At 62.4% G+C, this 23,346-nt stretch carries 23 protein-coding genes and 1 tRNA gene; 6 read left to right on the top strand and 18 right to left on the bottom strand.

What is annotated here, in order from left to right; all coding sequences use genetic code 11:
* Positions 1 to 12: 12 nt before the first annotated feature.
* Genes SM130_RS21675 through SM130_RS21665 form a run of 3 tightly spaced genes read right to left on the bottom strand, consistent with a single transcriptional unit; the run spans position 13 to position 2,196 of the window.
* Positions 13 to 930 (bottom strand): LysR family transcriptional regulator, encoded by a 918-nt coding sequence (locus SM130_RS21675; protein WP_102826841.1) that lies wholly within the window; start codon positions 928 to 930, stop codon positions 13 to 15.
* Between the two features lie 58 nt (positions 931 to 988).
* Positions 989 to 1,630 (bottom strand): DUF1109 domain-containing protein, encoded by a 642-nt coding sequence (locus tag SM130_RS21670; protein ID WP_102826842.1) that lies wholly within the window; start codon positions 1,628 to 1,630, stop codon positions 989 to 991.
* Positions 1,627 to 2,196, bottom strand: a complete 570-nt coding sequence (locus SM130_RS21665) for a sigma-70 family RNA polymerase sigma factor (protein WP_102826843.1) — start codon at positions 2,194 to 2,196, stop codon at positions 1,627 to 1,629. The genes SM130_RS21670 and SM130_RS21665 overlap by 4 nt, the downstream gene beginning before the upstream one ends.
* A gap of 192 nt (positions 2,197 to 2,388) precedes the next feature.
* Between SM130_RS21665 and SM130_RS21660 the strand changes: the two genes are divergently transcribed.
* The 4 genes from SM130_RS21660 to SM130_RS21645 are packed head-to-tail and all read left to right on the top strand — an operon-like array spanning position 2,389 to position 4,781.
* Positions 2,389 to 2,661, top strand: coding sequence for a DUF2282 domain-containing protein (locus SM130_RS21660; RefSeq protein WP_102826855.1), 273 nt, complete (start codon positions 2,389 to 2,391; stop codon positions 2,659 to 2,661).
* Positions 2,662 to 2,677: 16 nt separating this feature from the next.
* Positions 2,678 to 3,505 (top strand): DUF692 domain-containing protein, encoded by an 828-nt coding sequence (locus tag SM130_RS21655; protein WP_102826844.1) that lies wholly within the window; start codon positions 2,678 to 2,680, stop codon positions 3,503 to 3,505.
* Positions 3,502 to 4,278 carry a DNA-binding domain-containing protein gene (locus SM130_RS21650; protein ID WP_102826845.1) on the top strand — a complete coding sequence of 259 codons (777 nt, stop codon included), beginning with the start codon at positions 3,502 to 3,504 and terminating at the stop codon, positions 4,276 to 4,278. Before SM130_RS21655 ends, SM130_RS21650 begins: the two co-directional genes overlap by 4 nt.
* A gap of 11 nt (positions 4,279 to 4,289) precedes the next feature.
* The gene (locus SM130_RS21645; protein WP_102826846.1) at positions 4,290 to 4,781 is read left to right on the top strand and encodes a DoxX family protein; all 492 of its coding nucleotides are present in this window, start codon (positions 4,290 to 4,292) and stop codon (positions 4,779 to 4,781) included.
* A 21-nt stretch (positions 4,782 to 4,802) separates the two neighbouring features.
* On the opposite strand, the gene SM130_RS21640 is transcribed toward SM130_RS21645, so the two are convergent.
* Positions 4,803 to 5,009 (bottom strand): hypothetical protein, encoded by a 207-nt coding sequence (locus tag SM130_RS21640; protein ID WP_102826847.1) that lies wholly within the window; start codon positions 5,007 to 5,009, stop codon positions 4,803 to 4,805.
* A 689-nt stretch (positions 5,010 to 5,698) separates the two neighbouring features.
* Between SM130_RS21640 and SM130_RS21635 the strand changes: the two genes are divergently transcribed.
* Entirely contained in the window at positions 5,699 to 5,911 is a 213-nt protein-coding gene (locus SM130_RS21635) for a hypothetical protein (protein ID WP_181019304.1), read from the top strand.
* 250 nt (positions 5,912 to 6,161) lie between these two features.
* Here SM130_RS21635 and SM130_RS21630 read toward each other — a convergent pair whose 3' ends face one another.
* The 13 genes from SM130_RS21630 to SM130_RS21570 all read right to left on the bottom strand — a co-directional run bounded on the left by SM130_RS21630 (position 6,162) and on the right by SM130_RS21570 (position 21,783).
* The gene (locus SM130_RS21630; RefSeq protein WP_258006894.1) at positions 6,162 to 8,270 is read right to left on the bottom strand and encodes a lipase family protein; all 2,109 of its coding nucleotides are present in this window, start codon (positions 8,268 to 8,270) and stop codon (positions 6,162 to 6,164) included.
* Positions 8,271 to 8,309: 39 nt separating this feature from the next.
* Positions 8,310 to 9,053: a hypothetical protein gene (locus SM130_RS21625; RefSeq protein WP_256044984.1), complete on the bottom strand. Its 744-nt coding sequence runs from the start codon at positions 9,051 to 9,053 to the stop codon at positions 8,310 to 8,312.
* Positions 9,054 to 9,057: 4 nt separating this feature from the next.
* Positions 9,058 to 9,903 (bottom strand): DUF4123 domain-containing protein, encoded by an 846-nt coding sequence (locus SM130_RS21620; RefSeq protein ID WP_102826850.1) that lies wholly within the window; start codon positions 9,901 to 9,903, stop codon positions 9,058 to 9,060.
* A complete protein-coding gene (locus SM130_RS21615; RefSeq protein WP_342369073.1) occupies positions 9,900 to 12,035 on the bottom strand; it encodes a type VI secretion system tip protein VgrG in 2,136 nt (711 codons plus the stop codon). Before SM130_RS21615 ends, SM130_RS21620 begins: the two co-directional genes overlap by 4 nt.
* Positions 12,036 to 12,056: 21 nt before the next feature.
* Positions 12,057 to 13,034: a serine/threonine-protein kinase gene (locus tag SM130_RS21610; RefSeq protein ID WP_102826519.1), complete on the bottom strand. Its 978-nt coding sequence runs from the start codon at positions 13,032 to 13,034 to the stop codon at positions 12,057 to 12,059.
* Positions 13,031 to 13,762, bottom strand: a complete 732-nt coding sequence (locus SM130_RS21605; RefSeq protein ID WP_102826520.1) for a PP2C family protein-serine/threonine phosphatase — start codon at positions 13,760 to 13,762, stop codon at positions 13,031 to 13,033. The genes SM130_RS21610 and SM130_RS21605 overlap by 4 nt, the downstream gene beginning before the upstream one ends.
* Positions 13,762 to 17,301 carry a type VI secretion system membrane subunit TssM gene (tssM, locus tag SM130_RS21600; protein ID WP_102826521.1) on the bottom strand — a complete coding sequence of 1,180 codons (3,540 nt, stop codon included), beginning with the start codon at positions 17,299 to 17,301 and terminating at the stop codon, positions 13,762 to 13,764. The genes SM130_RS21605 and tssM overlap by 1 nt, the downstream gene beginning before the upstream one ends.
* A gap of 1 nt (position 17,302) precedes the next feature.
* Positions 17,303 to 18,184: a type IVB secretion system protein IcmH/DotU gene (icmH, locus tag SM130_RS21595; protein ID WP_102826522.1), complete on the bottom strand. Its 882-nt coding sequence runs from the start codon at positions 18,182 to 18,184 to the stop codon at positions 17,303 to 17,305.
* Positions 18,185 to 18,189: 5 nt separating this feature from the next.
* Entirely contained in the window at positions 18,190 to 19,521 is a 1,332-nt protein-coding gene (gene tssK / locus SM130_RS21590; RefSeq protein ID WP_102826523.1) for a type VI secretion system baseplate subunit TssK, read from the bottom strand.
* A gap of 2 nt (positions 19,522 to 19,523) precedes the next feature.
* The gene (tssJ, locus tag SM130_RS21585) at positions 19,524 to 20,006 is read right to left on the bottom strand and encodes a type VI secretion system lipoprotein TssJ (protein WP_102826524.1); all 483 of its coding nucleotides are present in this window, start codon (positions 20,004 to 20,006) and stop codon (positions 19,524 to 19,526) included.
* A 4-nt stretch (positions 20,007 to 20,010) separates the two neighbouring features.
* Positions 20,011 to 21,207: a type VI secretion system-associated FHA domain protein TagH gene (gene tagH / locus SM130_RS21580; RefSeq protein WP_102826525.1), complete on the bottom strand. Its 1,197-nt coding sequence runs from the start codon at positions 21,205 to 21,207 to the stop codon at positions 20,011 to 20,013.
* Between the two features lie 20 nt (positions 21,208 to 21,227).
* A complete protein-coding gene (locus SM130_RS21575; RefSeq protein ID WP_373278835.1) occupies positions 21,228 to 21,329 on the bottom strand; it encodes a type VI secretion protein in 102 nt (33 codons plus the stop codon).
* Between the two features lie 377 nt (positions 21,330 to 21,706).
* Positions 21,707 to 21,783 (bottom strand) — tRNA-Arg (locus SM130_RS21570).
* Between the two features lie 119 nt (positions 21,784 to 21,902).
* Here SM130_RS21570 and SM130_RS21565 point away from each other — a divergent pair.
* The gene (locus SM130_RS21565) at positions 21,903 to 22,649 is read left to right on the top strand and encodes a cytochrome b/b6 domain-containing protein (protein WP_181019294.1); all 747 of its coding nucleotides are present in this window, start codon (positions 21,903 to 21,905) and stop codon (positions 22,647 to 22,649) included.
* Between the two features lie 41 nt (positions 22,650 to 22,690).
* Here SM130_RS21565 and SM130_RS21560 read toward each other — a convergent pair whose 3' ends face one another.
* Complete coding sequence (locus SM130_RS21560; protein WP_102826722.1) at positions 22,691 to 23,143, bottom strand: c-type cytochrome; 453 nt, start codon at positions 23,141 to 23,143, stop codon at positions 22,691 to 22,693.
* Positions 23,144 to 23,346: the final 203 nt, after the last annotated feature.

Genomic DNA, 23,346 nt, shown 5'->3' with positions numbered 1-23,346 from the left:
CCCTGAGCTGCTTCAGCTCGGGTGTTTCAGGCTATACATCCTGCATTCGGCCAGGAGCGCTAGCAGGTTGGGATCACGCTCCTTCGCCTTGAGGAACACCACGCCGATATGCTGCTGCAGGCGATAGCGCGCCTCTAGTGGGATCAGCCGCACCCGCGATTCGTAAACCATCCCCACACGCCCTGGCAGCAGCGCGTAACCGACGCCGGAATTGACCATGCTGAGCAGGGTGAAGATATCGTTCACCTGCATCGCCACCTTCGGCTCGAAGCCTGCTTGCTGAAACACTCGATTGCCATCCTGATGGGTGGCGAAGCCTTGCGACAGCGTGATGAAGGTGGCATCACGCAGCTCCTTCAGATCCACCTCTGGCTGATTTGCGAAGGGAGAGTCGGCTGGTGCGGCGAGGAAGATGTCGTCGGAAAACAGCTGCACCTGGGCACAGTCTGCGTCGGCGACGCTCTCGTTGAGCGACACCAGGATCGCGTCCAGCTCCATGTTTTTCAGCTTGTAGAGCAGGTCGACGTTGGAGCCGAGGATCAGGTCGATGTTGAGTTCGCTTCGGCGCAGTTTCAGACCCATGATCAGCTGTGGCACGGTTTTCACCGTCAGCGAATACAGCGCGCCGAGCTTGAAGCGCTCGGCCGAGAAGCCGGCGGCCTCGCGGGTCTGGCGCACTGTTTCGAGCACATCCTTGACCAGCTGCTGGGCGCGCTCTTCCAGCACGTAGGCGCTTTCCAGCGGGATCAGGTTGCGCCCCTCGTGCTTGAACAGCGGGCAGCGCAGGGCGCTTTCCAGCGAATGGATGGCGCGATGCACACTGACGTTGCTGGTGTTCAGCTCCACCGCGGCCTTGCCCAGATTGCCGCTGCGCATGAAGGCCAGAAACACTTCCAGCTTCTTCAGGGTCAGTTCTTCGTCGATCTGCATGGCGCAAGCTCCGCGGGCGGGTCGACGATTATGCCGGACGAGGGCGCACTGCGGCGCCTTACCAGCGCAGCAGGCGCGGGCCGAGCAGGGCGCCGAGCACGCCGGGCAGCAACATGCCGAGCAGGTACCAGAGCGCCCAGAACGGCACCGCCATCTCCGGGCAGTGCAGGCTGTAGGCGAGCGCGGCGATGCTGCCAGCGAGCAGGCCGGCAGCACCGCCAGCCAGACGCGGGCGCGTCGGCGCCAGCCCGCGCAACGCCCAGAACGCGGCGACGAGGGCGGGGATCGACAGTAGCGCGATATTCGCCAGGCACTCGCGCCAGGTGTTGCCGAGCAGCAGCGGCACGCGCGCCTCCGCAGGGGCCGTGAGCAGGATCACCAGCGCGGCGATCCAGACGATCACCACCGGCGCGGCCAATAGCGCCCAGCTGCGGCCCACCCGCGTGCCGGGGCGCGCCATGCGTGTGGTCAGCTGCAGGGCACCGAGCAGCAAGGCTGCCGGCAGTGCCAATTTGGCCCAGAACAGCGGCGTCGTGGCGATCAGCGTCAGGTCGGAACGGACGCCGTAAATGATCACGATCAGCAGCAGCGCGCCTATCAGTCCGCACAGCAGCGCCGCGGCAAAGCGCTTGGCAACGACGTGCCGATCCACCGGTGCAACGTCGCTGGCGAGCAGGCTAATCAGGTCATCGGTTCTCATGCGCCACCTCGAATCTTCGCCGCCAGGGCCTTGAGCCCGCGATGGATGCCGACCTTGATCGCCGAGCTGGAAAGCCCGGTCAGACGCGCGGTTTCTTCCACCGAACGGCCCTCCAGTTTGACGTGAACGATGGGTAACCGCTGGCGTGCCGGCAGCTGCTCGAGCAGCTTGCCCAGGTCGCGGCGGGCCTCGGCCTGCTCGTTGTCATGTATGGCAAGCAGCTCGTCGGCTTCTTCCGGCCAGCCCGTCTGCGCGGGTTGGCGGCCACGGGCGCGGAAGTGGTCGGCCAGTTTGTAACGGCAGATCGCCTGCACCCACACCGTCAGTGGCTGCTCCGCACGATAGGTCTGCCGCGCATTGTGTACGGCCAGCAAAACCTCCTGCAGCACATCTTCCAGCTCGTCCGGCTGCTGCAGGCGACGGCGCAGGAAACCGCGCAAATGCCCGCCGAGCTGGTCGAGGAATGCCCGATAAGCCCTCGCATCGCCATCCAGTCCGTGCAGCAGCAGCGCCCGCAGCTCGTTTTCGCGGGCCTGGAGTGTCTCCTGAGAGGTAGTTCGTTCCATCGGCTGCCTTGGTTACAGGTGGAACCACAAAATTGCCTGCCGCCCGTCGGGCAGGGTCACGGTAGAGGCGCCGCGGGAAATCTCAAAATAATTTTTGCCTCGCTGTAACCGCTGGGAACTACGCAGCGAATTACCTGACGAGCCATCTGCAGATTCGCCGATGGCCGCTCAATGATTGCGGAGAACAACATCATGAAGACTCTCAACCTTGCTGCCGCCGCCCTCGCCCTGGCTTCGATCGCCGCGGGCGCCCAGGCTGGCGAAAGCGACAAAGGCGACATGGAAAAATGCTACGGCGTCGCGCTGGCCGGTCAGAACGATTGCAAGGCTGGGGCCGGCACCAGTTGTGCTGGCAGTTCCAAGCGCGATTACCAGGGCAACGCCTGGAAACTGGTGCCCGCCGGTACCTGTGCCTCGATCGAGACGCCCAAGGGGGTGGGCTCGCTGACCCCGGTCGAGCGCTGAGCGTAGCGTGCCGGCCATGAAGATTCTTGGAGCAGGGCTTGGGCTCAAACCCGACCATTACATGGACGCCTGTGCCTGCGTGGCGGACGGGCTGTGGTTCGAGGTCCATCCGGAAAACTACATGGTCGGCGGTGGCCCGCGGCTCGACTGGCTGGAGGCGGTGGGTGCGCGGCACCCGCTGTCGCTGCATGGTGTGTCGCTATCGCTGGCCGCCGACTGTGCGCCGGACGAGACGCATCTGCAGCAGCTCAAGGCGCTGGCCGAGCGTGTACGGCCGGCGCTGATCTCCGAACACCTGGCCTGGTCGAGCTGGCGCGGGAATTATCATCCCGACCTGTTGCCATTTCCCCGAACGACGGCGGCGCTGAAGCGAATCGCGGCGAACATCGAGCGGACCCAGGACGTGCTTGGTCAGCGCATCGCCATCGAGAATCCCAGCCACTATTTGCACTTCGAGCAGCACGAGTGGGACGAGATCGACTTTCTCGCCGAACTCAGCCAACGCACCGGCTGCGGGCTGCTGCTGGACGTCAACAACGTGCAGGTCAGCGCGCACAACCTCGGTTTCGATGCGGCCGCCTACCTGCAGTGCTTTCCGGCCGCGCCGATCATGGAGATCCACCTGGCCGGGCACAGCCAGGATGGCGCGTCTTCGCTGCTGATCGACTCCCACGATGCACCGGTGGCCGCGGCGGTTTGGGCACTCTATCGGCAACTGATCGCGCGTGTCGGCCCGCGCCCGACGCTGATCGAGCGTGACGACAAGCTACCGGCATACGAGACGCTGCTGTCCGAGCGAGGCCGCGCCCAGCAGCTGCTCGATGAAGTGGAGACTTGTAAATGAGCAGCACGCTGGCGGCATTTCAGGACGCCTTCGTTGCGGCGCTGGCCGGCGCGCCCGATAGTGCGGCGGGCGAGGTCGCTGCGCTGGCCGCGCAGCCAGGTTTCGCGGTGTACCGCAATACGCTGATCAAGGGCTGCGTTGATGCGCTGCGCGCCAATTTCCCTTCTGTCGAACGGCTGGTGGGGGAGGAGTGGTTTGCTGCCGCCGCGACTCTGCATGCCTGGCAGACGCTGCCGCGTAGCGGCCCGTTGCTCGAATACGGTGAGGATTATCCTGCCTTTCTGCAGCACTTCGAACCGGCGCGGGAGCTGCCCTACCTGTCAGGTGTCGCGCAGCTGGACCGGCTATGGCTCGAGGTATTCAGCGCCGTGGAACAACCGGTCCTGACGCTCGCTGCCTTGGCGACACAAACCCCGGAGCAGCTGGCCCGGCAGACGCTGGTGCCGCGTGCTGCGCTGCGCTGGCGGTGGTTCGCCGAGCTGCCGGTGTACACCATCTGGAGCTGCACTCGAGAGCAGCGCGAAGTGTCGGCGGCGATGCTCTGGTGGGGTGAAGGGGCTCTGCTGAGTCGAAGCGCCGGCCGGATCGGCTGGCAGCCACTCGAGCGCGCTGGTTGTGTATTTCTCGACGCCTGCGCCGCTGGCGTGTCGCTGGAGCAGGCCTCGGAACTGGCACTGGCGATCCAGCCAGAACTCGACTTCAACGACCTGCTCGGCCGGCTGCTGACCGCGGGAGCGTTCGCCGCCCTGGTGGCGACGGCTCAACCCGACTGAGGACAATCACCATGGTCACTTCCCAGCGTCGACAAAGCAGCGCGATCCAATCTTCCAGCCTGCTGCGGCGTCTGCTGCAACAATGGAATCGCCTTGCACAGACGCTGCAGCAGCTGCTCAGCGATTCGCTACTGAGCGTGGCGGCACGGTTGGCCGTAGCGGCGATTTTCCTCCTCTCCGGGCGCACCAAGGTGAGTGGCGTGCTGGACATCACCCCGGGCACTTTCGAACTGTTTCGCAGCGAATACGCCTTGCCGTTGCTGCCGCCGCATATCGCGGCGCACCTGGCGACCTATGCGGAGCACCTGTTCCCGCTATTACTGGTGCTCGGCCTGTTTACCCGGCTGTCGGCGCTGGCGCTGTTGTTGATGACGCTGGTGATCCAGCTCTTCGTCTACCCCGACGCCTGGTCGACCCACCTGAGCTGGGCCGCCCTACTGTTGCTGCTGATCGGACGAGGAGCCGGCCGGTTCTCGCTGGATCACCTGTGGGGGATTCGCTAGCGCCGGCTCGGAGCTGCGGCGTCAGGCCGGAACGACATCCTCGTCCTCGGGAACCTCATCGGTAACGAACACGGTGGCGTGATCGCTAAGCGCGTCGTCGATGCGCAGACCGAAATAGAGGGCGTCGTTGGCGTCCCAGAACGCCTCGACCTGCTCAAGCGAGGCCTGCTCCAGCAGGACCTGGCCGGTGTGTTCGAGGATGATGGAATAGCGTCGATTGGCGGACATGTAAGTGACTCTGATTCATCGGAATGCTGCGGGCGCAGCTGTGATGTCATTTTGTCACTTTGCGCGGATTAATCCCTATCCGTTCATCGCCCGCCGGCGTTTGGCCGCCGAACGGTTGTCCTGGCTCATAGGCTGGTTCTAAAACCGCATGGATATTAACTTACTGAAAAATACGCATGGGGAGAAACGGCCAAATTGGCCTATCAATGGAAGCAAATTTGCATTTCCATTGGAACGCCCTGTGAGGACGATAATATCCAAGATGGGTCTGGCTTTGGTTAAGCATGAACGTGTCGTTAAATATTGAGCCGAAGCAATTCAGTTCAATATGCTTATTCCAAATTGATGGCCAAGAAAGCCAATAAACATGCTAGTCCAATAAATTATAAGGCTGATGCAAGTAAAGTAAAGCCATACGGCTAAGCTGTTGCCAATATCGGGTCGTTTCAAGCCCAAAGTATATTGAAAGCTATATCGATGCATTCGGCAAAAACTATCAAAGGGACTATACGACTCCCATCCTACATTGGGCTTGATAGAAAAATACGGGTCGAGTCGGCGAATTCCATGAAAGCAGATGTAGATTCCGTTGAAGCCCCCAGTGACGGCAAGCAGGATCCAAGAAAAAACTATGACTCGTTCAAGTGTCGAGGCGTCACTCATCTTGATCTGTTGCCAAAAACTCGTGTATGAACGCGCTAAGAGCGGTCACTCAAGATATTTATGCCGAATTGATGGCCAAGAAAGCCAATAAACATACTGATCCAATAAATAATAAGACTGATGCAGGTAAAATAAAGCCATGCGGCTATGCTGTTGCTAATATCTGGCCGTTTTACGCCAAAAGTATATTGAAAGCAATATTGATGCATTCGACAGAAACTATCGAAGGGGTTATGTGACTCCCATTCAATATTTGCTAATTGAGAAAAGTATGGGTCAAGTCGACGAATTCCATGGAAGCAGATGTATATTCCGTTGAATCCGCCGGCTACGAATAGCACTAGCCACCCGAGAAAGAAAATTCGTTCTAATATCGAAACGTCGCTCACCTGTTCACTCTTTGATAAATATCGCCGACATATTCGCCAAAGCCTCCGCCGCCCGACCCGCCGTTATAGGCCCCGGCAGCGGGTCAGGCGACCCAGGGGACTAGGCAATGGCACCGGCGCTTCGTGGCGTGCTGGCCGCCAGCCGTTCTGCATTCTGGTTGTCCTCGATGGCACGCCATTGTGCCACCAGCTCTGGCAGGTCCTGCCGCTCCGCGTGTTCCCCAAAGACACTGCGTAGTGTCACCACCCGCTCCGTCTGGGCTAGCAAGCGCTGTTGTGTACGAGTCAATGCGGGGCTTTGTTCGGCTCGAACGCGCTCGCCTTGCTCCACCGCATCGGCGTAGATGGCGCGCAGTTCGATATCCGTCTTGCCGTAGAAGCGCATTATCCCCCTGCGCCTGATTTCCCAGCGGAATTCATTGAAGGAGCGCGCTTGCCAGTTTTCCAGTAGCTGCGCGGTACTCAGGACTTGGGCGTAAATGTCGCGAACCTCAGCGTCCGTGAACAGCCTGCCGTTGCGCTGCTCTACGCTGACAGTCCAGCGCAGCAGGTTGGCCAGCGCCGCTCGCGCATAGCCGCTGTCGCTCGAATGTTGGGAACCTGCGAGCGCAACGCGCTTCGGCATATCTCCATCCAGGCCGATTTCGCCGATGGTACGAGCGCAGGTCTGCTCGGCAATCATCGCGCAGCCCGGCTGCCACAGAATCGCCGTCTCGCTGCCCGCGCCAGGCTTGCGCGGCATGAAATGCCATTGCTCCCCGTGATGCTCGTATGGATCACCTTGAAGGTTGACTATCCCCGCTAGCAGCAGCGCAATGCCGATAGCCGGTGAGCTATACACCAGAGCTGCACCGGGGAGTGCCAGCTTCCATTCGGCATCCATCCACGGCAGTGGAAGCGCAGGTATGGGGTCGTTGTGATTGACGATACGGTGGTGCGTAAGAGAGTAGGCGGCCTTGACGAGGGCTGCGTTGCCGGCGCGTGGTGCGCCGAAGGTGTAGAGGATTAACTTCGGTTTGGTGGGCTTGCGCCGTAGCCATTCGGCCAGCAGGAGTGCAATGGCCCCGCCTAAGCTGTGGCCACATATGATCAGCGTTTGTTCGCCGGTATAAAAGGCATTTAGGTAGCGCTCTACGAATGGCTTTGCAGCCTGAAAACCTTTGTAGAAGCCGCGGTGTGCTTGGCCTTCACCTTCTTCGTATGGCACCTGGCGGGCATCTGCGTCTCGACTGGCGTCGGCCAGAAACTCCTGCGTGCCGCGGACGGAAATCAATACGATCTTGTCGTTATGGGTGATGAACGCTTGGGTGTTGGTATCTGTTTCGTTATCCGTGTCGTGCAAGAAGTGCACATCTTCGGGATTTCGCCAGCCCTCCTGGGCTTCCTTTTCATAGCGCGCCGGATCGTAAGGCATGATTTCGAGGCGCTTCGAATAAGGCACTTCTTCACAGAGCAGGTGATAGGGGGACGCGATGTTGAATTGCGTTGGCCGAATCCGGCTCCCTAGCTGGTTCTGAAGTACGTATCCGATGCTGCCAAGCGCTGAATAGGGTGGCGGTGCTGAAGAGTAAGGATTGGTAGAGGTACTGAATGGGGCGTAGGCGAAGGCGCTCATGACCGCAAGGTGATAGGCATTCAGCGCGCAGAAATCAGCGCCGCGGGAAAGCAACGGACTGTAGGCACGTAGCGCCTTTATCTCGATGAGATGATGTCTGTTACAACCAAGAGCAACGCCTGGCTGGTCTGCTGCTGAGCCTGCGTTCTGTTTTAGTTCCGATGGTGTCGTCCAATTTTCGTCTGGTGTCGGAAGATGACTTTTACTCGCGACGAAATCGCTGACTTCGGCTCGTATGAAATAAGCGTCTTCTTTTGCTGCGCGTTCTCGCGCTAGATAGGTTTGTCCATCAGTGCGTCGAGGCCCTGCGGGTGATTGCTCCGCTGCGATTTGTATAGCTGTCAGCGGTACCTTGAAAACCTCTCTAATAGAAAGCTCTTCGTACCAAGGATCAATGAAGGTCGTTGCGGGTTGCGATAGTTCGAGCACTATAATGCCAAGATGTACATCCGTAATCTGAGCGAACCCATCGCTGTCTAAAAGCCCCTCGTTAACTTGGCCTTGATTATCAACTAGCCTGTAAGGCAATCCAGCGTAAGGTGAGCCCTCTCCATGCTCATCCACAAGACGGAAGCTGACCCAAGCGTTTTTCATAGGGCAGCTTAGTTGCTCTGTTGTTCCGGTCATCCTTGATTATTCCGTGCAATTTGGATAAATGGTGCACTCTATGTTGTTGTTTCTGTATGTCTTAAACACTGGCGGGTCTTGGCACTGCTGCCAGCCCTCCTTAGGTAGACACGGCCTCCACCCTTCGGGAAATTCTATCCAGGTATTATCCCGATAAGGTTCTTCTCTAGGATTTACCGTAAAAGTCAATATGACGGTCTGCTGGGGTAGCTGTTTTCTGTTTAGTCGAGCTCCTGCTCCCTTGCAGCTCAGTAGTTTTGATATCTCCAGGTTTAATTTGCTCTCTTGGAATAACCATGAGCACTCAGAATATATAGGTGAGGGGAGGGCAGATACATTGTTGTTGTCCTCGCTAGCCGCTTTCGAAACTACCATCAATTCGCCGTTATCGTAAGTTTGTTGCCAATCCTTTTCTCCGTAACGGCCGTAGATAAACAGCCCGACCCTAACCAGCTGCAGATCACAAAGACCGTCGCGATAACTAACCGGAATTTCGAACCGATACCCATGCGGCGCCTTTTCATAGTCCTCCTTGAAGCTCTCCACATGACCGCGGCTACTACAACTCTCGGACCCGCCGTAATGCGCCTGAGCCTTCAGTGCGAAATCGGCCGGTAGCTCGCCTTCCAATGTGAAGGTGTCGGCGCCGACCGAACCGAGCGCGCTGCAACCGCTGAGCAGGAAGCCAAACAGTGCAGGCCATGCGTGAGCAAGCAGGAAGCGGCTTCGGGAAAAGGTGTGAGAACTCATCTGATCAGTCTCGTGCAGAATGGCTTGGAGTCAGTACTGATCTGACTCGCGAATAGTGGGCTTCCGGTGTTTCCTGGTCGGCTGGCAGCCAGGCAGGATGCTCGGCAAGTGCAGGGTCGAGCTGGTAGCGGAGCAGAAAGTGCAGTTGCGGCTCGCTGTGCCAGTGCCATTCCTTCGCTTTGTCGAGTTGATGGTCGAGCCAGTCACTTACCACTCGGGTTTCGGCGAGCCGCGTGCTCGCCTCCGTGTGGTTCTGCCATAGCCACAACTCGAGGTTGTGGTGTGCCACGGCACGTTGTACCTGCTCTGGCTCTGGGATGGACAACCAAGGTTTTTCGAAGGGCTCGCGGTACTCCCCTGGCAGGTCGTTATCGAACCATTGCCAGTCCTGACCATCCCAGCAGAGCACGCTGGCCAGTGGGCCAAGCAGCAGAGGACGTTGTGACGCGTCCAGTTCGCCGAGGTGACGCGCGATGATGCGGTTGTCTTGGAATCGATAAAGCGAACGCTGCCCTTGTTCGTCGGCAAAGATGCGAGCTTGCCAGTGCTGAGTGAGCGCAGCCATGTCGGCGTGGTCGACGCTGGCGAGCCAGCCCCAGTTCTGCTCCGGTGCATCGGTCAGCGAACGTAGCTGCGTGAAATTCAGCTCGTTCAGCAATATCAGCCAAGGAGCGGCGCCGGCCATCTCGTCGACCTCGGTACCCTTATAAAGATTGGCGTAGCTGTGCACCAGATCCGTTGAGAACAGGCTAGGCAGCGGAGTCGGTTCTGCAAGGCTGTCGATAACGAGTAGCAGCGGTCGGCTTTGGGCTTGTTGCTCGCTGAGCCAGTGTTCGACCCTGTCGTTCATCGGCCGCCTCCAACTTCACACATCCCCGCCCGGCACGCTTCGCAGATCGGGCAACGGCTCGCGGCAATTTGCCGTGCCTTGCGCGCCAGCTGCAGTTGGGTATTGGCCAGCGCGAGCTTGGGCTTGGCGCCGGCCTTGTCTTGATCGGCTCTCCAGGGAATCTGTGGAGCGACGACGTTCACGCCTGAACCGGTGCCAGCCGAGCCGCCAGAGTTCATCTTGATGGTCGCCCCGCTTAGGGTCACCCCGCTGGGGTCGAGTTTGAGGAAGCTGCCACCGCCGTTGGCGGTGAGTTCCATGCCGGCGTCGATCACCACTTTGTTGCCGGCGTAGTAGTGGATTTCGTTGCCGGTTTCGACGAACTGGCCGGTGCCGAGTTTGACGTGTTGGGTGCGGGCGACGGTGAGGTGGTCGTTGGCGCGGATTTCGGTCCTGCGGTCGGCGTGGGTGGTGCGGTGTTCTTCGGCTTTGATTTCGCTGTAGCTGTTGGCTTCCACCGTGTCGTGGCGTTCGTTGCCGACGCGAATCTTCTGGTCGTGCTCGATGTTCTCGTCCCAGTCGCGCTGGGCGTGGACATAGATCTGCTCGGCGCCCTTGCGGTCTTCGATGCGCAGTTCGTTGTAACCGCCACCGCCTGGGGAGCTCAGGGTCTTGAACACCGTGCGAGTCTTGTTCGCCGGCAGGTCGTAGGGGACCTGGTGTTCCTTATGGTAGAGGCAGCCGGTGACCAAGGGCTGATCGGGGTCGCCTTCGAGGAAGGTCACCAGCACTTCCATGCCGACCCGCGGAATGGCGATGCCTCCGTAGCGGTCGCCGGCCCAGCTGGAGCTAACGCGCAGCCAGCAGCTGGTCTTGTCGTCGGCCTGGCCGTGGCGGTCCCAGTGGAACTGGACTTTGACGCGACCGTACTCATCGCAGTGGATTTCTTCGCCGGGAGGACCGGTGACCACGGCGGTCTGGCTGCCGAGAACCTTCGGCTTCGGATGCTTCAGAGCCGGGCGGAAGGGGATGTCCCAGGGGGTGGCGGTGAAGTGGTTGCGGTAGCCTTGTTGGAGGTCGGAGCTGGCAAGAGCCCCCTCACCCCAGCCCTCTCCCCATAGGGGAGAGGGGGTCAGTCCGTGGTGAGCTGGGACATTGGTAATTGATTCCTCCAACACCTGTGGCTGCTTGCCTTCATGCAGCACTTCGGTGAGCAGCCAGAGCTGGTTCCAGTCGGCGCGGGGGTGCTCGCTGAGAAGGAGAAAATTTCCGCTCACCAGTCGCGGCTGGTCGCTTTCGCCTTCGGCCAGTTCGTAATCATGGCGATGGCGTTCCAGGGCACGCTGCGACAGGTGCTTGCCACGGGTGCGCTCGGTGAAACGGCCGGGATAGTCGTAGTCCTCGAGATCCGGCTGGAAGTCGCTGTGAAAGGACGCCTCCATGGTCAGGCGCGGCTTCTCGAAATCGTAATCGCGGCGCGTGACGCGGCTGGTGCGGGTCTCCAGGCGCAGGCCGAAGCGTTTGATCACCGGCTGGTCGGCGACCAGGCCGCTGTCCTGCTGATAGGCGGTGGCGGCGAGCTTGGGAAAGACCGTCTGGTCGTCGCCAAAGACCAGCACATGGCCGGCCGCGCTGTGCTCGAAGTGGTAATGGATACCTTCTTCCTCGCACAAACGCTGGATGAAATGCAGGTCCGATTCGTCGTACTGAACGCAGTATTCACGCGCGGGGTAGATCACCGGGCCGAGCTGGAAGCGGTAGGCGTCGGCCTGGACGCCGTGCTCCTCAAGCACCTGGGCGACGATCTGCGGCACGCTGAGGTACTGGAAGATGCGCTGGTTGGTGCGATGGGCGAGATACGCCAGCTGCGGCACGAGCGTGAGGCGGTAGCGGGTCAGGCGCTTGCCGGATTCACCCTGGGCGGCCTGATGCACCAGCCCATGAATACCGCTGCCATCCGGCGCGAAGGCGAGGAAAGCCGGGCGATGCAGCAGGCTTTCCAGATCCAGATCGGGGCGCTCGCTGACCAGTTCCAGGTCGAAGCGGTAGGGCTGGCTGATGGCCTCGCGACCCTGGAATTCGAGCACCTTGAAGTCGTGATCGACGCCATCGAGGGTCAGGCTGAAGTGGGTTTCGTTGGCCGCGTTGAACATGGGGCTTTCCTTGTCCTGATGTCATCCGTGGGAGTGCCCGAACCAGCGCCGCAGCCGGCTCGGTGCGGGGCGGCTGAAGGCCTGCAGCAAGCCTGCGGCGTTAATCGAGCGCTGCGCGTCGTCGAACGCCAGTGCTGTACGCAGCGCCGGCCAGCAATGCGCGGGAAGCTGCGGCGGGCGCTGCAGCGTGCTATCCAGCTCCATCGCCTTGGCCTGGCGGGCGCTGAGCCGGCGAAACGGATGGCTGCCGCTGGCCAGTTCGTAGAGCACGCAGGCCAGCGCGTAGATATCGGCGCTGGCGGTCAGCTCGCCGCCGTCGAGCAGCTCCAGCGCCGCATAGCGCGGCGTCCAGGCCGCAAAGCGCGTGCGGCACAGGCGCGGCAGGCCGGGCAGCAGGCCTTCCAGCGGTTGGCCGAGGCCGTAGTCGAACAGACGCAGGCCGTCATCGGCGAGCATGACGTTGCTTGGTTTCAGGTCGCCATGCAGCACGCCCAGGCTGTGGGAATAGCTCAGTGCCTCCAGCAGTGGCAAAGCGATGCCCTGCAGTTCGCTCCAGGGCATGCCCTGTGGGCGTTCGCATAGCAGCTGATCGAGGGTCGGCCCCTTGAGCAGTTCCAGAGTGATGAAGGCGCGCTGGCTGGCCGGATCAATATCGAAGCTGTACAGACGCACCACGTGCCGATGGCTGAGGCGCGTGGTCAGTGCGTATTCGCTGTAGAGCAGGACGCTGGCGTCGGGGTATTCGGCGAAGTCCTCGCTGAGGGTCTTCAGTGCCACGTAGGGTTCCGGGTCGCCAAACTGTTCGCGCAGCAGATCGCGGGCGCGATAGACCGCGCCCATGCCACCAACGCCGAGCAGGCGCTCGATCCGGTAGCGGCCGCTGAGCACTTCCGGCAGCTCGCCAGAGGCTGCTTTCGGTTCGACCGCTGTTGGCGTGGCCGCGGTGGCCGCCAGTGCAAAGTAGGTGAGGTCGCTGGCCTGCAGCTGCTGTGCGTTCATCGGCGGATCACCACGGCGCTGATGTTGTCCCGTGCCGGCCCCTTCAATGCCTGGCGAAACAGCCGTTCCAGTGCCAGGTGGGTGGATGGCAGGCTGAGTGCCGCACCGAGGGCATCGGCGGACATGCTTTGGTAGAGCCCATCGCTGCACAGCAGCAGCGTGTCGCCCGGGAACACGGCGAATTCGAGGATATCCAGCTCCAGCTGTTCACTGGCGCCGATGGCGCGGGTCAGGGCATGAGCCGCTGGGTGTTTGGCGGCAAGCTCGGGGCTCAGCTGCTGTTGGTCGATCAGCTGTTGCAACAACGAATGATCGCGTGACAGCTGATAGAGCCGTCCGCTGCGCCACAGGTAGCAGCGACTGTCGCCGGCCCAGATGCAGGCCGCGCGGTCGCCTTCCATGAGCAGAGCGACCACCGTGCTGCCGATTACCGGATCGGGGCGTTCGGCGGTAACTGTCAGTTCCTGGCTGAGCCGGCGGTTTAGTTCATGCAGGCAGCGACGCACCTTCTGCAGCCGTCCCGGCAGATCGCCGCTGTCGGAAAGATCAGCCAGCTGCTCCACGATCAGCCGGCTGGCCAGGGCGCCGTTCTGGTGTCCGCCCATGCCGTCGGCCACGGCCCAGAGGCCGGCCTGCGGCAGGTCGAGGAAGGCATCTTCGTTGCGCGCCCGCACCTTACCGGTGTCGGTGCGTGCCGCGCTGCGCCAATTACACGCCGCTGTGTTCATCACAGCGCTGCCGGCAGCTTGAAGCCGCGCAGCAGCGCGAGGTCGAAGGGGTTCGGTGAGCGCTGGGCGTGCAGCAGGTAGTTGGCCCGCAGCCCGCCAAGGTCGGCCTTGAGCATCAGCACGTCGCGGCCGCTGTGGTAGTCGACCTGCATCAGGTCGATCAGGCGGAACAGCGACCAGGGCCCGGTGTTCTTCTCGATGCCGACGCGCCGGCCGCCAAGTTCTTCCACCACCAGGCTGGTGCGCCCGTCGTCGGCTTCGGCCGGCCAGCGGAAGGCGGTCTGCACGATCGGCCCGTGGCGGTACTCCATCTGCTGGTTGCCGAAGCGGAAGTCGGCCCGACCGAGGCTGGAGTCCAGCGAATAGGGCTCAAGCTTGAACAGGATCTGCGGCTCGTTGGGGTTCTCGGCAAAGAAGCTGCGGCGAATGGTCTGCGCGCGGCTCATCTGCGCGAGGAATTGCTCGGACAACGGCAGGCCGCGGCCGTCGACGCGGCGCAGCTGGTACTGGCCGGCACTGCCGCTGACGAAGGGCTTGAGGTAGCGCTCGAAGAAGCTGTCCGCCAGACCCTGTGCCTTGAAGAACTCGCGGAAGTCGGCAAGGGCGACGTCGCTGGCACTGTGGGCGCTGAACGGATAGCGCTCGCGCAGCGAACCGCGGTAGCTGGCGTAGAGTTCGTTGCGATAGCGCTGGTTTAGGTAGTGGTAGGCATCGGTGAGCACCAATGACCAGCTGTCCTCGGCCAGCAGCCCCAACCACTTGCCCAGCGGCTGCGGCAGCCGTGCAGCACTGCTGCGTAGTTGGTTGATGGCGTCACGCTGACCGCCCATGCGTGCCTTGGCCATTTCGAATGCGGCCTGTTCCGGTGCGCTGGCATGGGCCAGGGAGGCCAGCTGCAGCTGCAGCGCGTCGAGCGCCTGCAGGCTGGCGGCCAGTTCGGGGCCGGCCGCGCCGTTTTCGTCAAGCAACTGGTGCAGCGGTGCGAAACGGCGCTCCAGCGCCTTACGCGCGGTATCCGGCATGTTCTTCAGCAGCGCGGCTTGCGCCTGTTCCGCCGCGGCGGCGGCCAGTTTGGCCGCCTTGCCGAGTTTGCCACCTGCGCCTTGAGCCGCTTCGGCGAGCTCACTGGCCTCTGCGGTCGCTTCGGCGAGGCCGGCGAACCGGGTGTTCTCGCGCACTTCCAGCAGCAGTTGCAGCAGCGGTGAGTTCGCCGCAGTAAGCCCTGCGAGCTGCACGGCACCCTGCGCCGCACTACCGGCGGGGAGAATGTTCAACTGGGCGATCGCTTCGCTCCAGTGCGCGGCATAATCGCGGAAGTACAGCTGCTCCATTTCCACCAGCAGACGGCCAAGGTCCTTGGCGCTGAGGCTGTCGCCTTCGCCCAGCACCCAGTTGTCGCGCAGTATCTCGCTGACCAGATCGGCACCCTGGGCGACGAACAGCTTCTGATAGCCGCGCTGGGTGTAGAAGCCGGGAATCGCATAGTCGCCGCCGACGAACAGCGTCGCCTGCGGGCCAAGCTGCGTGTTCAGCCGGTAGTCGGGAAGGTTGCGCGCCTGATCGCGCAGCATGCGGTACACCACTGCGGCCAGCGATTCGCTGCGCAGCTGGGCACGGGCCTTGGCCACCAGATTGTCGTTCAGCTGATACGGCGCGAAGGATTCTTCCAGCAGGCTTGCGAAGTGGGTGTTAAGCCCCTGCTGTGCCACGGCGTTGCCCGGATGGCGCAGCGACCAGTCGGCGGCCAGCCAGTCCTTGAGGAAGGCCGCATCACGGCGTTCGGCCAGGTTCAGCATGAGATAGGCGCGCAGACTGCCGAGCAGCTGCTCACGGTCGTTCAGGTTGGCGCGTATCTGCGTTTCCAGCTGCCTGGCGACACGTGGCAGCAGCAGCTTTTCCAGATCGCGGCGGTAGGCCTCGTGCAGCGTCGGGTCGACCGCTTCGCCCTGGTACAACCCTCCCCGGCGCAGCCAGGACACCTCGTCCCGCGGTGGGAAAACCTGGGTCGCCGCGTAGCTCGCGTCCAGCGCCTTGAGGGTGCGCAGTGCCTCGTCTTCCGCCTCGATGGTCTTGCGTTCGCCACCAAGCGTCTGGGCGATGTCACGCAGTTGTTCGAGGCGCTCGTGATTGCCGGAGAAGTTCAGTGCCCAGGCGCCGCCGAACAGCACCAGGCAACCGAAGGCGCCCGCATAAAGCGCACGCTGGCCCCAGTCGATGCGGCGTACCTCGCGCTGGTCGAGACCCGCCAGTTCGGCTTCGGGGAATATCACCCGGCTGAGCAGTTGATTGATGAAACGTGCACGACCGCTGCGGAAGGTCGGTAGTGCGCTGCTGGCCAAGCCGAGTTGGCGGCCGATGCCGGCGGTGAGCGGGTCGAGGCCTTCGCGCAGCTGCGGTGCGCTGGTCAGATAGAAGCCACGCAGCTGGCTGGCACGCTGATAGCGATTGCCGGCAAACGCGAGTTCGATGAACAGGCTCAGGCGCTCGCCGATCTGTCCCAGCTGATGCGGGAAGTCGAGGATACGACCGCGGCGCTGGGTATCGCGCTCCTGATGCATACGCATGATCACCTGGCTGTTCAGCCGGCGCAGCAGTTCCTCGAACTCCTCGCGCACCACCTGCGCATCGCTGCCGTTCTGCTCCTTGCGGAAGCTGGTGCCGAGCACCTGATCGCTTTCCTCGCGCGACAGCTGCTCGAAGAACTCGTCGAAACCGAGAATCCGATCAGCCTTGCTCAGCACCAGGTAGACGGGTACGTCGACGCCCTGGCGCTGATGGATGTCATGCAGGCGCTGACGGGCCTGACGAGCGAGGTTTTCCAGCTCCAGTTCATGGCCGCCTTGCAGCTGGTCCACCGGCAGGTTGACCAGTACACCGTTGAGCGGCCGTGCGCGACGCTTGCGCAGCAGGCCGAGCAGGGTGTCCCAGGCACTACCGTCGACAGCGGCGTCGGGTTGGGTCAGGTAACGGCCGGCGGTATCGATCAGTACGGCATGGTCGGCGAAGTACCAATCGGCGTAGCGGGTGCCGGAAACGTCCTTGGTCAGGCGCTGCTGCTCGCTGCGATTGAGCGGAAAATCCAGCCCGGAAAAATCCAGCAGGCTGGTCTTGCCGCTGCCCTGCGGGCCGATCAGCAGGTACCAGGGCAGCTCGCTGCGCCATTTCTCACTACGGCCGCGATAGAGACTAGAGGATTTCAGGGTGCGCAGCGCCTGCTTGAAACGATGTCGCAGTTCCTGCTGTTCCTCGCCGATCATGCCGTCACGGCGTAGCTGCTCCTGGATGTCCTGGTCGTCGGCGTCGCGCTTCTTGCGTGCGCTGGCGCGCCAACTGGCGAAGACCATGGCCAGGCCCCAGCCGAGGAACAGCACGCTGATGCTCAGCAGGCGAGCGCTGGACGATTCCCAGAAGCGATGATCGTTGACCGCCAGCAGCGGCCCGACGATCCACACCAATACGGCCAGCAGCAAAACTAGCAACAAGCTCCAGACCCAGGTTCGGCGCAGCACCGCACCGAGTTTGCCGAAGAACGTTTTCATCTCATTTCATCCCTGAAAAGGTGGAATCGCCGGCATCCATGTCCAGCGAGCGATAGGGTTGCAGCACGGCCTCGCGTTGTTCGCCGAGCACCCAGGCGAAACCGCTGTAGATCACCCCGAGGCACATCAGGGTGAACAGCGCGACCATCCACCATGGCACGATACGCACCAGCCGCCGGCGGGTGTCCTTGAGGCCTTCCCAGTGCGGCGACAGCTCGCGCGGGATGTCGCCGCGCATTTGCCGGATCTGCCGGTAGAGGCTGTCGCGCACCGCCTCCAGTTCGAGCATGCCGCGCGGCAGCACGCGGTACTTGCCCTCGAAACCGAGGGATAGGCAGAGGTACATCAGTTCCAGCATCGGCAGGTGCTTGACCGGGTTGCGCGCCAGCCGCTCGAGCAGTTGGAAGAACTTCTCGCCGCCGAAGGTCTCATTGTGGAAGCCAGACAGCAGGCTCATCTGTGACCATTCGCTCTCGTTGCCCCAGGGTGTGGTCACCACGGCCTCGTCGAGAATGGTGCAGAGCACGTAGCGCGCCGCCATGACCTGGCTGCTTTCGGCGCCGTCATGCAGGGCGCGGTGCTCGAACAGCTTGAGTGCACTGCTCAGCTGGCTGTGCAGGGCCTGCAGATCTTCACTTTCCTGGCTGTGCTTGAGCCGCACCACCTCCGATAGCAATGGCGAAGCGGCGGCGACCAGCGGGTTGAGGCTGATATTGAAGGTTTCCGCCGGGCGTAGGCGGGCGGCATAGATCATCCGCTCCTCCAGCTGCTCGAAGCGCGGCGGGGTATCGAAGTCGGTTAGCGGGCTCTGTGCCGGTGCTTCCCCGGTGCGGTTGACGATGACGGTATGGTCGTCCTGTCCGTAATCCATTTCCTTGATCATGTCGCTCAGTCCCTGACCGCCCAGAATTTCAGTTCGAGCCCGGCGAAGTCGCCGGACACATGAAAGGCAAAGCCGCCGGAGCGCTCCAGCTGCGCCTGGTCCTCGGCGCTGAGCTCCAGGGCGAAATAGGTCTTGCCAGAATGGAAGGGGATTTGCCGCGGCGCCACTGGCAATGGCTTGAGGCGAATACCCGGTAGATGCAGGTTGACCAGCTGGCGGATGCGCTCCACTGGGCCGATCTTCAGGTGCGCCGGCAGTCGGGTACGTAGCGTTTCCGAATCGCACTGCGCACTGGCGGCGAGGACAAAGGAGGCCGTACCCAGCAGCTTGTGGTCATGCAGCGGCGATACCTGAATACCGTACTGGCGCTGCTGCAGCAGCAGTTCGATCGCGTGTTGCTCCAGTACCATCGACAGCACCTGGCGGATTGCGTCCATCAGCTTGCGGAAGCTCGCGCCCTGGTCGCTGTGCTGGTAACGGCCGTCCAAGCGCGGGCGCTTGCTCTCACTGGAGAAGGTCGCCAGCTCGCCGAGCAGACCGAGCAAATCACGGTAGATCTGCTCCGGATGCACCTGCTCCACGCCCAGGTAGTGGCGCAGCACCGGTTCGTGCCGGTTGATCAGCTGCAGCATCATGAAGTCGCCGACCTCGGCCCCGCCGACCTTGCCGGTGGCGCTGATGCGCTCGGCGAGGGTGTCGCCGCGGTGGGCGAGCATGCTGATCACTTCCTTCAGACAGGACAGCAGATAGCCTGAAGCCTGGAAGTTGACGTAGGTGGGAATGAATTCCGGATCGAGGCTTATCACCGCGTCTGGCGTGGTATCGAGTACCTCGCACAACTGCAATTTCACATAGGCCTGGTCGCTCTGCTGCTCACCCAGCAGCAGGCGGAAATCCGGCAGGCCGGTGCTTACCTGGCTGGTGCTGCTGTCGCCGGCATTGGAGTCGGCGACGTCCAGCTCATGGGCGGTATAGCGCGCCAGTACATCCTTCTGCTCGGGGCGGCGGGTTTCGATGTGGTTGCCGGTGACCAGCGGTAACGCGAGATAGACAGGCGTGCTGCCAGTATTCGGCGGGATATCCAGCGCCAGCGGTTCGCGCTCGCTGCCCAGCTCGAACAGTGTGCCGTCCGGCAGAATGCCGCTGGCCTGGCTGAGCACCAGCTTGCCCATGTTGAGGAACTGGCGATCGATCTCCAGGCTGAAGAAACCCCAGGCGTAGTTGCCCAGCTTCTGGGTGCGCGCCTTGAGTTGGTGGTCGTAATAGCGATCGCTTTGCTGGAAGTGCTGCGGGCGCAGCAGCATGCCTTCCTGCCAGACAACTTTTTGCAGGCTCATGCTTACTTTCCTTCTTCGGCAAGCGGATCGAACAGGGTAATGCCGCGTTCATCCAGGCTCAGGGCGACGTGGGTGCGCTCCAGCGGCGGCAGGGCGATGACGTAGCGCCAGCTGGCTTCCGGCAGGTCGCGGTAGGCGGCCAGCACACCGACGTAACGGCTGCCTTCCTGCACTGAAAGCTTCAGCTCACGGCTTTCGCCGGGGCGCAGTTCCAGCTCCTCGGAGGTCACCAGGTCCGGCGCCAGGGCTTCCTTGGGGCGTTGGTAGAGGGCGAAGAAGTCGCCGTTCTCGAACGCCACCGGATGCTTGAGCTCCAGCAGGCGTAGCACGATCGGCGAGGGCCGACCGTTGAGGTCGGGGTTGAGGCGGTCGCTGCCGTGCAGCTCGAGATCCAGCTTGGTCAGCTTGGAGTAGGGCGATAGCGCCGAGCAGCCGCCCAGCATGAACAGCGAGGCCAGCATGGCCAGGGTGATGCGACGAGGCATGGGATCATCCTTGATGGGTGGGATCGAGGGTGGCAATCAGGCGCACCTGCTCCTCATAGGTTTTGGCGAAATCGCGGGCGAACAGCCGTTCGCTCCAGTCGGCGTCCTGGCCGAGGCTGTGATGCAAACGGCGATAGGCGCGCCAGCGACTGCCGGCGGTAGCGATCAGCGGCTTGCGGCCTTCACGTTCGAAACGCAGCACCAGTTGTTCCGGTGCCAGCTGCTCGAACATTGCGTGGACGGCCGCGCGGCTGGCCGCCAGCAGCGCCACCTGGTGCGCCTGCAGATCACGAAAGGCGCGGCCGATGGCCTGTTCGGCCGGTAGCTGGCCGGGTTTGCCACCGCGCAGCAGGGCGCTCAGCGCTTCGCCGGCATTGGCGCTGTGCTTGAGCGGGTTGTTGCCGGCGCTCTGCACGGTGGTTAGCGCCAGGCGCAGCTCGTTTTTCAATTCGCTACGGGTGCGCAGGCTCTGCTGCAGCCCGCCGACGCTCTGCTTGAGCAGCCGGGCGGCGTTCAGCGCCAGGGCCTGGCGCTGTTCCTCGTCCAGGTCGTCGAGTCCGATGCCCAGCGCCTCACCGAAGCGTGCCCAGAACCCTGGTGGCAGGCATTCGGGTTCGGCTTCGCGTTTGGCCTCGGGCGCCGCTTGCGGCATGACCAGCTCTGGCAACGGCAGGCTTTCCATGTCGATGCGTGCATAGTCGCGCTGCTGGGCCTGGCGCTGTGGCGCAACGAGGGCCAGGTCGAGATCGTCAACCTCGGCGTAGACACGCTCCTGCTGATCCATGGCGATCAACGGGTCGAGATCGAGAAAAGCATCGTCGGGAATGATGCTGCCGGCCGGCTGCGGTCGGCCGATATCGCCCTCGAACAGCGCCGGGTCCTGGATCAGTCGTGCGCGAATCTCGAAGTCGCCGAGACAATAGACGCTGCCATGCTCGACGCGCTGCGGCTGGCCCTTGACCAGGCTGGCGCCACTGTCCTTGAGCTGAATGCCGTTGCTACTGGTATCGGTGAGGAAGAAGGCGCCGTCGCGATAGCTGATCACCGCGTGGCGCCCGGAGAGGACGCGCTTGCGATCCGGGATCACCCAGTCGCAGCCGTCGGACCGGCCGATCACGCCGCCGGCCTGCTTGAAGGTTTTGGTGGTCAGCAACCCAGGCACGAATTGCTGGGCGCCCACCATATCGAAGACCAGTTCCATGGTCGTATCGCTCCTTGCGGTTACTTGCCGCGATTCAAAGCCTGCGGGTCGCCCAGCGGGCGATAGTGGTCGTCGTCGAATTTGTAGTTGCCGGTGCAACCGGCGAGCAGCGCGGCGGCGATGAGCGAAGCGAGGGCGTAATAGCGCACAGGCACGCGATTTCCTCCATGAAGTCGTGTGTGGGGCAGGTGCGCATGGCGCGACCTGATCGGTGCATTGAAGTTCAGTTAGCCCGCAGGCTCGGTGACCGGGTTCACAGAACACCCGATGGATGCGTCTAAAACGAGCGTGAGGTCAGGTTGACGCCGTCCGGCGTCGCCGTATGGCAGGTATGCCTTGCATCAGCGTTACGACGCAGGCAGGTAACGAATAACTGCCTGGCTTGATATTCGTTATCGGGCGGCAGCAGGCCTGAAAGACGGCGTGCAGAAACGACAAAGCCCGCTGCGAGCGGGCTTTGTCTGAGCGTTTCGAGCGCTGCTCGAAACGACTATTTGGATGGCGCACCAGGCGGGATTCGAACCCACGACCCCTGCCTTCGGAGGGCAGTACTCTATCCAGCTGAGCTACTGGTGCGTTGCGGGGCGCAATCATACGCATGTCGTTGGCGGGCGTCCATGCTGGTGGGGCTGGGCGGATACCCTGGCCAGGTGCGGCTTTTTCGCTGCTGCTGGCAGCTGGTTCGGCTGATACCCTTGCGCGTCACGGCCGGGGGCCGTGGTTGTTCGGATGGCGAGGGAGTGGAGATGTCAGGCCATATCAAACTCTGGGATGCGCCGCTGCGGCTGTTTCACTGGTTGTTCGCCGGGGCGGTTATTGCGGCCATCGTCACCGGCTGGATTGGCGGCAACCTGATGCCTTGGCATGGCCGGCTCGGCCTGCTGGTGCTGGGCCTGCTGGTGTTCCGCCTGGTTTGGGGCTTCATCGGTTCGACGTATGCGCGCTGGTCACGGATCTTCGGGGCAACCGTCGGCGTGAAGGCCTATCTGCAAGGCAACTGGCGCGAAGCCGGACACAACCCGCTCGGCGCGTTCTCGGTGCTGGCCATGCTGCTGCTGGTGAGTTTTCAGGTCACCAGCGGTTTGATGGCAACCGATGACATCGCCTTCCAAGGACCGCTGTATGCGTTGATCAGCAGCGAGACCGGCAGCGCGCTGAGTGGCCTGCATCGGCAGGCGAAGTGGCTGTTATTGGTGCTGATTGGCATGCACATCGCGGCCATCATCTATTACACGATGGTTATGCGTCGTCCGCTGGTGCGGGCGATGATTAAGGGTAGGGCGCGGCGCGAACACCCGGCCCAGCAGGATGCCCGCGGCGGATCGCTGCTCGCGGCGGTGCTGGCGATTGCGCTGGCTGCGGCCTGCGTCTGGGGCGCGCAATCCGTTGGCGACTGGCTGAAGCCGGAGCCTGCGGCAGCAGCTCCCAGCCTGGACTGGTAAACCAGCCGGCCAGACAGACGTGACCGGCTGGCTGCGGCGGGTCAGTCGGCGCGGAACTTGTCGTGGCAGGACTTGCAGCTGCCACCGACATCGCCGAAGGCCTTCTTGATAGCGGCCTGATCGCCTTCCGCGGCGACCTTGGCGAGGTGGTTGGCGGCGGCGGTGAAGTTGCGGCCGATCTGCCCGGCTTCGTCGAGGTTCTGGAAGAACTCGGGCTTCAGGCGAGTCGCCTTGCCCAGCTGCTCGGTGGTGGTGTCCGGGCTGTACAGGCTGCCCATGCCGGAATTGGCAATGGCGGCGATGGCATTGGCGGCGGCAGCCACCTTGGCCTGGTCGTAGGGCTCCTTGCCGTCGATTACCTGGGCCTTGATCTTGCCCATGTTCCAGGACATGAACTGGTAGCCGGCCTGGCGCGTCTCGACCATCTCTTCCGGTTTCATCTGCGCCTGGACGGCAGTGCTGGCCAGCAGGACGGCGGCCATAGCGCCTGTCATCATTGCTTTCACGGTAACTCCTTATCGATCCTTGGTTGTCGGCGGCTGAGGCCGCTCGCGCGCAACTATACCCGGACCAGTAGTAGGGTTTGGGTAACAAGTCGTGACAGGCCGTGCGATGCATCAGGCTGGTCAATGGCGCGACAACGTCATGCGTCATGAGCTTGCCGGCCGGCCGGCTGCGGTCCTAGCATGGCCGTTCG

Source organism: Stutzerimonas stutzeri, from assembly GCF_038561965.1.
Lineage (GTDB): Bacteria > Pseudomonadota > Gammaproteobacteria > Pseudomonadales > Pseudomonadaceae > Stutzerimonas > Stutzerimonas stutzeri_AA.
The sequence above is the reverse complement of the archived record's forward strand: the minus strand, read 5'-3'. Positions and strand labels throughout refer to the sequence as shown.